We start from the raw sequence: 14,829 nt of genomic DNA, 5'->3' as shown, positions 1-14,829 counted from the left end.
GCAGCCTTCGACAGTTCCTACTGGGGATCGCGTTGTCATGAAACCTTCGCGGCTGCTGCTGATCTGGCTGATCGTTCTCTTGGGCATCGGCCTTGTGCTGGGCACCTTGCAGGCACTGGAAATCGATTTCCCGGCGAGCCTGCTGTCAATCAACTGGGGATTGCTGCTGGCACTGCTGGCGCTGGCGACGCTCGATGCGTTGCGCCTCAAGCGACTGCCGGCGGTACGGATCAAACGGCAGATGCCCGGCAGTCTCGCGCTGGGGCGCTGGGGTGAGGTGCAGCTTACGGTTGAACACGACTTCAGCGCGCCACTGAATCTGCAGATTTTCGACCATGTGCCGGACGGCCTCAGCTTCGAAAACCTGCCATTGAACGCCGAATTGCAGCCAGGCCAAACCAGCCACGTTAGCTACCGTCTGCGCCCGCTGCAACGCGGCCACTTCAGTTTTCAACACTGCGAAATGAACCTGCCGAGCCCGCTGGGTTTATGGTCAGGTAAACGCCTGCTCAACGTGATCGACAGCACCCGCGTCTATCCGGATTTCGCCCGTCTCTACGGTGGTGAACTGCTGGCGGTGGACAACTGGCTCAGCCAGCTCGGCGTGCGGCAACGGCAGCGGCGCGGGCAAGGGCTGGAGTTTCATCAGTTACGCGAATTTCGTGAAGGCGACAGCCTGCGCCAGATCGACTGGAAAGCCACCGCCCGCCAACGCACGCCGATTGCCCGCGAGTATCAGGACGAGCGCGATCAACAGATCATCTTCCTGCTCGACTGCGGCCGCCGCATGCGCAGTCAGGACGATGAGCTGTCGCACTTCGACCACGCGCTGAATGCCTGCCTGTTGCTCAGCTACGTGGCACTGCGCCAGGGCGATGCCGTTGGCCTGAGCACCTTCGCCAGTGATCAACCGCGCCACCTCGCGCCGGTCAAGGGCAGCGGCCAGTTGAACGTGCTGCTCAACACCGTGTATGACCTCGACAGCACCCAGCGCCCCGCCGACTATCAAGCCGCCATCAACCAATTGTTGGCCAGGCAAAAACGCCGGGCGCTGGTGGTGTTGGTGACCAATTTGCGTGATGAGGACGATGAGGAATTGCTGAGTGCCGTCAAACGTCTGAGCCAGCAACACCGGGTGCTGGTGGCGAGCCTGCGCGAAACAACACTCGACGCGTTGCGCCATGTGCCGGTGCAGACTTTGCCGGAAGCACTGGCCTATTGCGGGACAGTCAACTACCTCAATGAACGCACGGTACTGCATGAGCGAATAGTCGCCCACGGTGTTCCGGTGATGGATGTTCGTCCCGCAGAACTGGGGGCTGAACTGGTGACTCGGTATCTGGCGCTGAAGAAGGGTGGAGGTTTGTGATTGAAAAAACGCGCCTCGTTCAACTGAAAGAGGCGCGATCGTTAAACCAGAGCCGAATGGTGCCTAGACAACACTTCCGTCGTATCGATTCAAGATTTTAAACGTGTACTCGATGTCATTGTACGAGAGGACCGTTAATTCTCCATCTTCTCGCGTGCGTTGATACGAGGGGCCGGAATTTCCACTCGTAATAGTGACTTCAACAGAGGGTGACGGCAGGTCCAGATACCTGGATATCGCGCGAATCCCGAAGTAAGTCCATATATCCCCCGAACCCGCCTCGACTGTCTTCGTCCAGCGCTCAGCCCTTACCAGGTTATGTCCCAACGACATGGCTAACGGCAATGTGACCCATTGGTGATCCCCAGCCCTCAGCCTCAATGAAAACTCTGCGTTTTTGTGACTCTTAAAGTCAAACTTCCAGCTGAGCGAACTCTCGTCAAATATTTGCTCCCGTATTAGCGCGGGTGACACCTCCACGCCAAGACTCTCGGCGGTCTCTCCCTCCCACTCCAGCCTCACAGGACTGCCCATGAGCGGGCTATCGGGTTTCACCCCAACGAGTAAGGTATGAGTCGCACCATGGCAGGGATAGGCACTCCCTCCGAAGTTCGCGGAAAAAGAGTCGAACTTGACCTCCAGTTCCTGCGCTATATTCAGTGCTTTTCCCGATAACGTCGGTGAAGCCGGAACTGCGACCAATGGCAGAGAAAATTGCAATTCAAAAGCACCGCTTTGCGCCTGCTCGCTGGTGATCGTCCAACTCAAGGAAGTTGTGCCTTTGAGCATTTCACACAGTCTTCCTAATGGGGGATCAAAAACCAACCCCTGTCCTCCTGCATCCACTTTGTATTCGAGAGCAAGAAAACCAGCGGGATTACCAATCAACCAATTGCGTTTGAAATCCAGCCCCAGCTCGATTGTCTCTCCCGCTATCAGATCCAGCTTAACGTTGGGCCAATCCACTTGCTGTCCGTTAACAAGCGGTGAGAATCCTTCCAGCCAGCTGTCAATTAATCGTCCCGGCAATGATGGTGACTTCGGTACATCGGCAAACTTTGGCAGCGCAAACTGCAATTCAAATGGACCGCCTTGCGCCTGCTCGCTGGTGATCGTCCAACTCAAGGAAGTTGTTCCCTTAAGCATTTCACACGGCGTGCCCAATGGCGGATCAAACACCAGCCCCCGCCCCTCTGCACCCTGCATGTAATCAAGCGCAAGAAAACCGGCTGGATCACCAATCAGAGAGCTGCCTTCATAGCTCAGCGCCAACGTGCAAGTCTCACCCTGCATCAAGTCCAGCTTCACACCGGACCAGCTGACTCGCTGCCCGTTAACCCAGGGAACGAAGCCCTCCGACCAATTTTCAATAACTCGCCCCGGCACAGGCGGCGATTCCGATATTTGAGGGTCCCGTGGAAGGGTAAATTCCAGTTCAAAGACTCCGCCAGGGCCTTCTACGGCAGAAATAGTCCAGCTCAAGGAAAGGCTTCCATCAGCCATCTCACACTCCACCCCCAACGGCGGATCAGAAACCAGCCTCTGCCCCTCTTCGCCCGGTTTGTAATCCAGAACCAGAAACCCATCCGGCTCGCCGATGTAGTAGCTGAGTTCATACTCCAGCGCCAGCGTGCACTCCTTTCCCTTCATCAGCACCACGCTCAGATCATCCCAGCGCACTGGCCTGCCATTGATTTGGGGTCTGAATTCCTTCTTCCAGGTCAGAGAATCAGGCGTGGACGAATCATCTATTTCAATTGACTTATTCATTGACTGGCACCAATTCAAATTCAAGAAATTGAGCATCCCAACCCGCATACCCACCGCGCACGGCGGCTTGTAGCCAGGTACGCCTGATACCGGCCAATCGGAACCTCACCTCGGCGTTACCGTTCTCGTCGGTGTAGGTCGATTCAAGATTTCGGTCCGGGTATTTCCATTCCACTTCGACACCCTGCAATGGCTCACCAGTCGAGGCCGACACCACGTTAACGGTCGCTGATACCCACGCTCCCTCTGGTCCACCTGGCTGCGGGCTGGTCAGTGAATCGATTTTCCGAGGTTCATTGAGGAAAAACGGCAACGACACCGAGTCGGAATGCAGTTCTCCCCCCACCGACGCCGTCAGTTCAAGCGGCCCGGGTGTCGTCGGTACAAAAGCAATCTTCGCCACCCCATAAAAATTGCTGGTCGATTGCTTCACGCCAAGATCCGGGCTGCGCCAGGTCACGGTCACCCCGACCATCGGCCTGCCGCTGATTGCCGAGATCACGGTGATCTGCTCCGACACCTCTGTGCCCCAGAGCAACGTTTGATGGGATCGCTGGCGCTCAGCGATTTTCAGCACCTGTTCGCCCTGGCCCAGCGACATCGCATTCACCGGTGACAAGCTGGCCAGGCGGGCGGACGAGAAGCGCAATCCAAAGCTTGCGTCCTTCAAATCGCCGGTCTTGAAGGAGTAGGTCTGTCCGGCTTCAGGAAATAATCTGGGCTCCCCAAGCCTCGGCTCTTCAAACCGCATGCCCAGTTCCGCGGGTCCGGTACCGGTCATTCCTAATACCAGGTCCTTATTGAACAGGACACTACCGGCCGGCGCAGTCACATCCAGCCAGTGCTGCGTATTGCGCCGCGGGAAGAACGTGTGTGTGCCCAAGGGCTGGGGCGGCTGTTTGTCGAAGCTGACCAGCACCTCCTCCCACGGATCGCTTGCCAGCGCTTCAACCGTCATTGGCTGAGTACTCGGATAATTGTCATAACGGCTGAGTACAGACGCTGTGACTAACTGATCTCCGACGATTTTCGGAGCAAAGTCGAAGCCGCTCCAGCCATCGACCGTGGTCTGGATAACTCGTGGGCCGGTGTCGCCGGTCCAGGTCACCGGCGCCTGATCCACGGGACGGTCGGTGTAATGCGAATACACCTGAACCCACATCCAGGCAGGTTCTTGACCAATGACTGGATCGACCGCCGCTCCCCGCCATGCCTCGATCCTGACTCTGTTATGGGCCAGCGTCATCGGCTTGGCGATCGCCTCGAATTTCAGCTGCGGTAACGCCAGGGTCAGGGCAAACTCGCCAGGCGCCGTACTGGCGGTAAAGCCCAGCGTCCAATTCACGCCACCGTCGCTCAGCACCTGTGGGCGATCGAGCGTGGGCTCAACCGTCGCCCCCAATGAGTCAGCCGGAACACCCGACCATTTCAATGATGCGTCCAGCCCCACCAGCGGGCTCAATACTTTGGGTAAAACCTTGAAACGGTGAACAGCCCCCAGACACGGATAAAGGTTCCGGGCATCCAGCTCCGCGTGAATCTGATCGAGCATCAGCGCCACTTCTTCCGTCAAATCCTCGGACAGCAAGCGTCCCGAAAGCTCTCGCACGCTGGCCAGGCCGGCCAGACGCAGCTCCAATTCAAACAGACCGCTACTGCTGTCGTTTTTGTTCGAAACGAGTTTCCACTCCACCCCGCCCGCCAGCAGAGTTTTCGGCGTTGTCAGGTCTTCGGGCGTTAATCCAATGGCCGGATCGTTTCCGCGCCAATGCAAGCTGATGTTTCGTCCGATCCAGTCACTGCCAGCCTTCGGCACGACTGTCAGCGCATGGGTCTGCCCACGTCGACAGAGCATCCCCAGCGGACTCTCAACTTTTACTGTGTCCAGGCGGATTTCGACTTCACCTTTCCATGGGCTCGTGGCAACGGGTTTGACCGTAAAATCCTGTTCCACAGCTGTATCGTCCGGGTGCGCCTTGAGATAGGCCGTGACTGTCTTGTCCCCCGTGCTTTTGGGCGTATAAAGCAAACTGGTCCAACCGCCCGCCCCCGTCACGTCATGCACAGCGTCACCGTCGGGGGTCACCCATTCGACCAGCGCATTGCTGACGGGATCACCATCGCCTGCGGTCAGATAATGGATCGCCTGCACCCGCAGCAGCACGCTTTCGTCTTCGTCGACTATGGGAAATTTGTTGGCCTCACGGACCTCACCCACCCGGAGCCGATTGCGTGCCAGCGACATGGGTTTGCCCGGTGATGGCAGCAACAGTTTCGAGCATTGCAGGCTCAGTTCGAAACGACCGTCGAGCCAATCCTCGCTGGTCAGCGTCCAGAGCACATCGCCCCCGTTGAATGGCAGCGGGGCCTCGAGCGGCGGATTGACCGTGACACCCAGTTGCTCATGCCCCTCGCCGCTCCAGTGCAGCGACAGAGCCGTTCCCAGCAAGGGACTATCGGCCGGCAAGCGCACGATGACGGGATGGTTGCTGCCCCGATTGGGGTAGCCAGTCGCCTCCCATGCTGTTTCTTGCGTTCCGACAACGGCCCGCAGAGCCTTCCACGGATCGGTCGCCAACACCTTCACGGCAAAATCGTGCGTCACTTTGCCTGTAGCGTAATAAGGGCTGTCGACCCAAGCCGTGATGACAACATCACCCGCCGTCTTCGGCTCGAAATCAAAGAAAACCCAGCCTTGCTCATCAGTGACACCCGCGCCCAGCACACCTTGCGCGGCACTCGTCCAGTTCACCGTCCGGCCATCCAGCGCCTGTCTGGTGTAATGGGAAACGATCTGCACACCCAGCCGCACACTCTGCGCATATCCAAGAACGGGGTAAAAGGTCGCTTTCTGCTCGTCGCCAAACGCCAGACGGTGATGCCCCAACGACACGTCAATCGGATAAGGCTCAGCGTCATACTGGTTGAACAGGATGATCGAGAACTCGTAGGTTTTGTCTTCCGCCATCCACGGGCAGTCGAGCGACCATGGCACTGTCAGCGTCTGATCAACGCCCCAGTCTGGCGCGGTCATGATCGCCTCCAACGGGTTGTCACGAACGGTCAACGCCATCTTTGTCCCCTGCCAGGCATTGCCATCGCGCGGTTCAAACGACAGATAGTGCTGCATGTAGAGCGGGTCATCCAAGCCGTTGCCCAGGGATGCGCCCAGGCACAGATACAACTTGCGATCCGGCACCAGGTCTTGCTCATCCAGGCGCAGAGCCTGGAGCTTCAGTGGCTCCAGTTTCAGTTGCAGGTCGATCCAGGTGATCAGCACACCCGTGCGCCTGTCCGATGGATTACTCGGCACACCGCGAACCTCGAAGGTCAGCACGTCGTCGCTATCAAAGGCCAGTTGATCCAATGATTGCCGATAGCGGATCGGGTTGAACTCCAGCGGCTGCCCTGCCGCGAGGCGAGCTTGATCTTGCTCAAAGCTGCGTGAATCGCCAGCCTTGAGTTCAATGCTCATCAACACATCGCTCCCGCTGAGGATGCACAACCAGCCGGATTCGCCCGACCAGTCAAATCCGGGGCGCAGTTCGCAAAGAAACGTCAATTCGTAACTGGCGCTCGCATCGGCTTTTTTAGGGACGACGACTTCCTGCCTGGCCGAGGCGCCGACGCCGACATGCATAAAAGGGATGAACTCAAACTCGTAAAACTCGTTCTGTATTGCCACCGTCCCTTTGTCAATCCAGTGGTTAAGCAGATCCTTGAAATCACCATTGCGCAGCAGGCTTTCTTTCGCCTGGATGATCGGTTCACTCATGACTGCCAACTCCTTCGACATGTTGGCTCAGTCTGGCGTTTTCAGCCCGGGTGACCAGGTCTTCAACCTTTCGCACAAACGGCGGCTCGCCAGCCTTGGCGGTATAGCGGATGCGCAGGATGCAGTCGGTCATCGATTCAAGCAGCGCGCTTTGCTGCGGTTTCTTGAACCACGGGAAATGCAATTTCCAACTGGAGATCGCGCCGGTGTTTTCGAACGGATTGAGCAGGCCTTCATCGGGTTTCATGGCCGTCAGGCCGTTGTCGGCCAGCCCGACCGACAAGGCTATCTGCTGAGCGGCGCGTAGATTGATCACCACATCCGAAGGCGCCCCGAGCCCAGGATTGTGCAGGTACTCGACCGATTGTGGAGTGGGCCGGGTCGCCGTCATGCTGCTGATCTGAAGCAAGGTCGCCCGCACATTCTCGAACGGCCCGGTCAATACCGGCAGATCGACCTCCACCGAACTGATCTGCCGACAGAAATGCCCCGGATGATCACGATCAAACAACAGCTGGGTCAGTCTGAATTCCAGCGAGCCAGTCTTTTGCAACTGATCCAGCGCATCGGCCCAACTATCGATACCGACCTGACCTTCAACCTTGTCGTCGAACAACTGCCGCAGGGAGATGGTTTTCACCAGTTCCAGCCGGCGTTCGTGGCGTTGCAGGTATTCACGTTCCAGCCGCAGCAGATGCCCACGCAATTGCTCACCGGCGGTCAGGCCATGACGGTGATCGAGCCAGACCTGAGGCAACGCGATCTGCGCATCGTAATCGCCGGTTTCGGCGGCCAGCGAAGCCTGGGCGCTGAGGCACAGGCTGATCACCGCATCGTAGGCCTGATAGTGCAATGCCTTGAGCTGGCCGAGCATCCAGCCGAACAACTCGGCATTGCTCGCACGCTTTTTCAGGTAGTTGTAAACCGTCAGCGCCTGAGTATTGGCCCTGAGGGTTTGCGCCAGATTGGACCGGGCAGCGGTGACCGCGTGATTCTGCGCAGCGATCTGCGCATCCATGGCCCGCACCTCGGCCAGCGCCTGATCACGTTGCAACGCCCAGTCACTGCGGCGACGACGGTAACCTTCCGTGGTGCTCTGTCTGTCGGCATCGATTTGCTGCAGTGACGAGGCGACTTCCAGACCGAATATCACCGCGTCCGCCAGCTTCTCGAGGCGATGCCCGCCGTTGGAAAAGCCAAAAATACTCGGCAACGAGGCCAGCACCGCGCCCGCCGGTTTGATCGACTTGGCCACCAGGGAGAACACCTTGGACTGATGCAGGCTGTCCATGACCTGATATTCAATCGTCGAAACGTTTTCGTCATAGCGTTTTGCGTAAGCATCGGCGCGTTCCTGCGCCACCGAACGGCTTTGCTGCAACGCCGTCACACTCGCCTCCAACTGAGCGATGGACTGCTCCTGCACCGTCTCGGCGTAGCTGCCCAGTTCCACCATATGGTTTTGCTGCAACTCTTCCTGCTCGGCGCGATCGCGCCGTTCAAGCAGGTTCAGCACCTGACTGCCGTTATCCTGCAACGCTTGCACTGCACGCAACGCGACCTCGAACATCACTCGCCAGCGGAACGCATTGACCACCAACCGCCCGCCCATCGGCCTCGGCCCTGCCACGCCACCGGACGCCAGATCACGCAGTAATTGATTGGGGTCCGTCGGCGGGCTGAACAGCGGGATGTCCAGCGGTTTGCCGTCGAGGGTGAGATTGTTGCGCAGGTTATGCAGGCGTTGATCCGGCGCTGCAAACAAGTCGAGCAACGACTGATTGATCGGAATTTCAAACGGCCCGCACGCCAGCAGCCCCAGCATTGGCGCGGTGTCGGAGGCGACCGGGAAATCCGCCAGGCTGAACTTCAGGTTTTTTTCAAACTGTTCGAGCCTCGGCCGAGTGCTGCTTTGTTCCAGAAGGTCTTGAACCTTCAAGGGTTGCCAGCGTGTACCGGTGTTGGCGGTGGGGGCCTTGCCCATCAAAAACCCAGCCTGGACGTAACACAGCTTGGCGGCCACCAAGCTGTCCCGGGTCAGTTGCCGGTAATACCAGTCGCCCCAGGTCATCAGGTTTTTCACGTAGTTGGTGAACACCAGGATCTGGAAGTGCGCGGGGGCCGCGTAACCGATGGCATCCGGGTCCGTGGGGTTTTGCGTCTCACAACCAGGGTCGCCCGTTTCCTTGACGATATTCAGAGGCCGGCAGCGCCAGTACTTCGGCTTGGGATTGGGCCGAGGCGGGGTGGGTGGATCAGCAGGTGCCTGCGGATCGAACAGGTAATGCAGCCAGTTCTGTGCCTCCGGGAAGCGCTCTTCGTCGCGCAGGCGTGTGGCCATCAAATGCGGCAGGTGGAAAAAGATCTCCCAGAAGAACAGACCGTTGGCACCGTTAAAGGCACCACTGGGCTCATTGATCACCTGGCCGGTCGGCGGCGGCTCCGGGATGAACTGAGTATCCCAGTCCAGCACACTCGCCACGGAATAGTTCGAGCGCTGCACCAGCTCGGGACCAAACAACGAATTGAGCCGGGTGTATTTCAACGCCAGTCCGGTCTGGTTGAAAGACAGAAACTGTGCGGCATCAACGGTGTTTTTCACCAGGCTGGGCGGGACGAAGTCCGTAAGGTTGACAATCGTCAGGTCAAACAGCCTTCTTTGCAGACCCGGTTCGGTTGTTACAGGGCCCAGTGAGAATGTAGTCGGATTGGGCCATGAGCCTTTATCTCGCTCGCCTTCCCAGGGTCCGATGTTCCAGTCACCCGCGAGAGGCAAGTTTTTGGCCACTACCTCGTTTTCATTGTCAGAAGCAAACCCCAAACGCATGTCCGCAGTACCGGGATCATCAATTCCCGTAGGCCAGCAATAACCTTTGACCGTCAGCTTATCCTTGTCCCCTACCCGCAACGCCGTGACGTCCAGTTCCAGATACGGCGCTAATACCCCCTCTGCTGGACGGGGAACAACCGTCACCTGAGGGGGCAATGGATGTTGAACCGTTTCATTGCTGACAAACCGGTCGAGTGCTGCATCCAGCCAGGACCCAGCCCGCTGTACGGGGCGCATCAGCACGTCGTAAAAGGCATGCACTCTCAACGGGCCTCCATCCGTATCCTTGCCCGACACCAAAATGCCCAGCATGCCCTTGGGGTGACGAGTGTCGACTTGCACGCTCGCGATCAACCGGGTGCCCGGCAGAAGATCATGCTCAAGGTCCTTGATACTCACCGTCAGCGGTGCCAGCCACTGGCCGTTCTGCATCATGAACGCCAGCTTGACGGTCAGTTTGTTCGGGATGTATTCACCCGCCTCCCGGCTGGCAACCTTGTCTTGCCATTCGGTCCAGACCAGACACAAGCGACCATTCCAGAGCACCGGGCGGATGTTCAGCACCTTGTCAGCGCTGGGAATTTCAATGGCTTGCCATTCGCTCCACGCAGCAGGATTCACCGCCACACTTTCAGGGCCGAGTTCAATATCCGCCGAGCGCCAGTAGTACTGAAAAGGCTGCACCCGCTGACGCCCGACAAAATAGTATTTGGCGTTGGCAGGCGTCGTACCGTCCATGTAGCAACTGATCACCTCAAGGTCGCAGGTTTGCTCGAAGACTTGCAGATACTCTTGCAGCGCGGTCTGCACGGAATCGTTGTTCAAACGCGCCTGATTGAGGTTGTTTTCCAGGTTCTTGAACAGGCTGGTCTTGCGTTGACGCACAAAGGGATTGATGAAGTTTTCCGGGTAGCACGAAATCAGCTGCACTGCAGCCCAATCGGGGTAGTTGCTGTAGAGCGCCCACGCGGCAAGATCGTCCGGGTCGAACTCGTGCGACTCGAGACCCGGCTCAAGCTTGCGATACGCCGCATGAATGAATTGCTGCGTGCAACTGATCGCTTCTGCCACCTGGGAGCTCTGCACCTGATAGCTGTCCAGCGGATCCATGCGCAGCAGTTCGAACAGATCGGCCGGCGTTTTCAGAAAATTGTATTTTTTACTGCCGGCTTTGCCGATGCTGTACTCCAGCAGCGCCGAGCGACGCTTTTCCAGCAGCCCGCCAATATTATTCGATGCCATGATCCTGCTCCTTGGGCTATGCCCCGGGGACACGCGTTCGCCAAGAGATAACGCTGACCGCGTTATCTACTCAATCGAAGGTGATGGGTTTGACGAAGACGGTTTCACTCTCGCCAGACTGAGTTCTGACACGGAAAACAAAGGTGCCCCCCGTCGCGCTCGACACAAAGACCCGAGTGAGCCCCTGCTGGTCGGTGAACCCCTGCCTTGGCCGGATAATCGCGCTGGTGAATTCCCCGGGTGGGTAGGGTGTGGATTCCCATTCCACGAGCGAGTTTTTCCCAAGGTTGCCGTAGGCGTCCTCAAGCAGCGCATAGAGCTCGACTTCCTGACCTTTTGGCACAGTCCCCAACGGCGTTGGCGACAGTTCTGCCGGTGGAAAAGTCAGGGTATTGAACTCGACGACGATATTGATGGACGGGGCATACTCAGGCTCAAACAGATCCAGCCAGTACACGGGCGTGTCCGTGCCCGTGATCGCTCCCGGCGTGAAGGTGGCCAGCACCTCACCGTCCAGGTCAGTGGCGTCTGTTTCGATGCTGCCCAAGGTGGCTTGCCAGTAAACGTTGACGCCGCTCAATGCTTTCCCTTCGGCATCGCTGAGCGTCACCTTGTAAACGACTTTTTCTCCACGCTTTTTGGCCACCACCGTGTTTGAACCCACCACGGTGCACGTGATCTTGACCAGCGCCTTGAGGTCGCCCGGCACGTGCACAATGGGTGCGCGTAAACGTTGCTCACCCAGCAGAACGAGTTCAGCGGCATCGGCATAGGCTGTTTTGTCGATGCTCCGGGGCAAACTGCCGACCAGGAAAATCGTCAACGCGTCCATGCCGGTTTCAGCCGACAGCACACGAACGCGCATCAACACATCGAGTTGACTGAGGTTCTTCAATATCTTGAGGTCGGTGGTGTCGATGCGGCTGACGCACTCGCGCACTTCCTGCACACTCCAGCCAAAATAATCGGCCAGCTTGATGGCGGCGGCCTGTTGCGCCAGCCTCCGCGCATCGCCCGTGACAGCGGGCAATGCATTGACCTGACGCAGATAATCCAACAGCTTTTGCGCCGGTTGCTCGCTTAAGCCGAACGCCCGAGTCAACGTTGTCAGGTAATACAGTGTGCGCACCGACAACTCATGTTTGCTGGCCTGATCGAACCAGGCGTGGTGCCCATACTCCAGATAGTCCAGCAACAGCGAGGCACTCAAGCCCAGCGTCGAAACGACCTCGCTGCGCCGCCGTACCTCAGCAAGCAGATCAAGTAGTGGGCTGACATTGCGGTGTGCTGTTCGGCTCGATGCCTCGGCGCTCACGTCGAACTGCTCAAGCACCTGTTGCAACAACTCATGGACTGTGGAGTTGGCCCAATTCAGAACGGGTATGGCCAGTTCCACACCGACACCGGCATAAACCGCCAGCGTCTCTTTGACCAGCGACACCTGAGCGTCCCGTACCTGCATAACCACACCGAACATGGTATCGGCGATGGACTGGCGCAATGGCGCATCGATCGCCCCCAAGGCGGTATCGACGGCCCAGGTGACTTTTGCACGAACAAGGGCCGAGTAATACTCCGGTGTCCCGTCAAAAGGCAAAACCAGACCATCGACGCCGACAACCGGCTCAACATGACCTGCGGAGGTCGCCAGGAACTCGAGCCAGTCGGCAGCCCCGGCCGGCGGCACGCCCGCCATCAAAAAAGTGCTGTTGGACAACAGCGCTGTCGGCAGCAAATTGCGAATCTGTTCAAAAAACTGCAGATCCTGCTCGGACGGCTCCAGTGCCGGTTGCGCTGCGACCACGTGTTGCAACGTCCACAAAATCGATGGATTGTTTTGCGTCGACCACTGTTCACAGCTGCGCATGGCTTCGATCAGTTCCAGCACATCCGGAGCGCCACCCGGCACGGTGTGGATAAGTGGAATGCCTGCCAGGCCGTTAACCCATGCATCCCCGCCGAGTACCGACAGCATCAGCACACCTTCAACCGGTGTGATGCTCAGCAACCGCGGCAGTCTGACCAAACGGTAAAAGCTTGAGATGATCGCCGGACTGCGCCTCAGCGTGTCGGTCAATCCATGAGCCTTGGCCACCGTGGTTGCCAGATAGAAATACGTCTGCAGGTCGATCGCCAGACCGCTGCACAGTTGGCTGATCGTCAAATCGACCTGGCCCGGCGCCGGTAACAGGGGAAACGGACCATTGTCGAGCACCAGCGGTTGAAGATAACCGTTCTGACCGTTGAAGATCTGGTCGAACTGCGAGAGCGCTTCGCCGCGACCGTACAGTGACAGCTCACCGATAAACACGGCAAAGTCAGCGGCGGTGCAGCCATAGCGCTCGTTCAGGGTCTGAAACAGCCCCAAGGCGCGAACTACGCCGGTGGATATCAACATTTCATCCGGCACAGGGAGTTTCGGGCGACTACCGCGCTCTACCGCCCTGATGGCGGCCACCAGCAACGCATCGACCTGGTCGTAAGGCAATCCCGTCCAGTTGGCCAGACGGATCATCCGGTTCATCCGGTCATAGTGATCGAAGCCGGTTTCCGTTTCGGGGTCTGCTGTCAATTGGAAATCCGAGCCCGACACATCAATGCGTACTGTGGGTATGGTGTTGTTATTGATGTAGACCGAACCCGAACGCTCACTTTCACGCTCAGGGTCCTCTGGGAGGTTGCCGGGGTAGGTCTTCACGTTGGGCGAGCGCACCGGAGCAAAATCGCTGATGGATAGCAAGGCTTCGACTTGCGTGCTGTTCAACTTTGTTCGCTCGGCGAAATACGCTACGTCGATCAGTGTCTTTTCCTCATCAGGGTCAACTGGACCAAAATTGTCGAGGTAAAATTTTTTGCGGTTTGCAAAGCTCTCACGCGCCTCGGTCAGCAATTGCCGCTGATAAGGGCCGAGCCTTGAAGCCTTGGCGAAGCCGCGACCGGTATTGGCGCCACGGGCATTGACTTGCAGAAAATAGGGGTATGCCAGGTCAACTTTGTGATCGAAGTCCCCGACCGACAGCCCCTGCAACTGCACAACGCCGTCAATCGTGACCCAGTGCTGGTAATACGGCAGGCCATTGGGGTAGCGGGCTTCGATCAAGCCATCCTCGATCGACGTCTCTTGCAGGTTCTCGGTGATGAACGCCTCCAGCACCGCAATGATGATGTCCACCGACGATATCGACTGATACACCGCGTTGAAGTCGACCTGCAGGGGCATCAGATCCATACGCCGCTCATTCAGTCGAAATTTTTGCTCACGCCCTGGAATAGACTCGATGCGGTCGCGAATCCAGCGCAACAGTTCGATCAGGTAGGCCACCGGCGACAAGATCGACTCCAGCGCATCCACCGGACACAACTTGGCAAAATCAGTGCCGATCAGATTGTGATAATCGGGACCTTCAACCATCGACAACAAGCCGCTCGAAGGGCGTGCCGCGGCCGTTTTGTCGCCCGTCAGGGTCTGCTCGATAAACTGGCGACGCACATACGTGGCCATGCTGTTGGCCCTGCGCAAAAACCGCTTTGCGTCATCCGGGCGCAATTCAAGCTCCCTGACCAGGCCTTGAACGCCCTTCTCCACCAGAGGAAAAATCGACCCCTCCTGCTCAAGGTAGGACTGCAGCTTTTTCAGCCCGGTGTTTTGTACGTGTTGGCCCTCACCAAACAACTGAGCGAACAGTTGCAGGGCGGGACGACGCGAATCAGCCATGATCAGGTTCCTTGTGTCGACAACTGGCCCGAACAGCCCGGCGTCTTCGCCAGGCTGTGCTTTCAGTGAGTACGATTTGGCGCTTGGATGCGGTCCGCGTCTACTGTCAGATATGACAGGTTCTAAGA

At 58.0% G+C, this 14,829-nt stretch carries 5 protein-coding genes; 1 reads left to right on the top strand and 4 read right to left on the bottom strand.

Annotated elements, in window-relative coordinates:
• Nucleotides 1–37: 37 nt before the first annotated feature.
• On the top strand, nucleotides 38–1,369 hold the full coding sequence (locus tag JFT86_RS13385) for a DUF58 domain-containing protein (protein ID WP_201237030.1): 1,332 nt from the start codon (nucleotides 38–40) through the stop codon (nucleotides 1,367–1,369).
• Nucleotides 1,370–1,432: 63 nt separating this feature from the next.
• On the opposite strand, the gene JFT86_RS13380 is transcribed toward JFT86_RS13385, so the two are convergent.
• From JFT86_RS13380 to JFT86_RS13365, 4 genes are all read right to left on the bottom strand, one after another.
• Nucleotides 1,433–3,139: a hypothetical protein gene (locus JFT86_RS13380; protein ID WP_201232522.1), complete on the bottom strand. Its 1,707-nt coding sequence runs from the start codon at nucleotides 3,137–3,139 to the stop codon at nucleotides 1,433–1,435.
• Nucleotides 3,132–6,914, bottom strand: coding sequence for a hypothetical protein (locus tag JFT86_RS13375; RefSeq protein ID WP_201237029.1), 3,783 nt, complete (start codon nucleotides 6,912–6,914; stop codon nucleotides 3,132–3,134). The genes JFT86_RS13380 and JFT86_RS13375 overlap by 8 nt, the downstream gene beginning before the upstream one ends.
• Entirely contained in the window at nucleotides 6,907–10,986 is a 4,080-nt protein-coding gene (locus tag JFT86_RS13370; protein ID WP_201237028.1) for a neuraminidase-like domain-containing protein, read from the bottom strand. Before JFT86_RS13370 ends, JFT86_RS13375 begins: the two co-directional genes overlap by 8 nt.
• A 70-nt stretch (nucleotides 10,987–11,056) precedes the next feature.
• A complete protein-coding gene (locus tag JFT86_RS13365; protein ID WP_201232525.1) occupies nucleotides 11,057–14,701 on the bottom strand; it encodes a Tc toxin subunit A in 3,645 nt (1,214 codons plus the stop codon).
• Nucleotides 14,702–14,829: the final 128 nt, after the last annotated feature.

It is taken from the genome of Pseudomonas sp. TH06, assembly GCF_016651305.1.
Lineage (GTDB): Bacteria > Pseudomonadota > Gammaproteobacteria > Pseudomonadales > Pseudomonadaceae > Aquipseudomonas.
The sequence above is the reverse complement of the archived record's forward strand: the minus strand, read 5'-3'. Positions and strand labels throughout refer to the sequence as shown.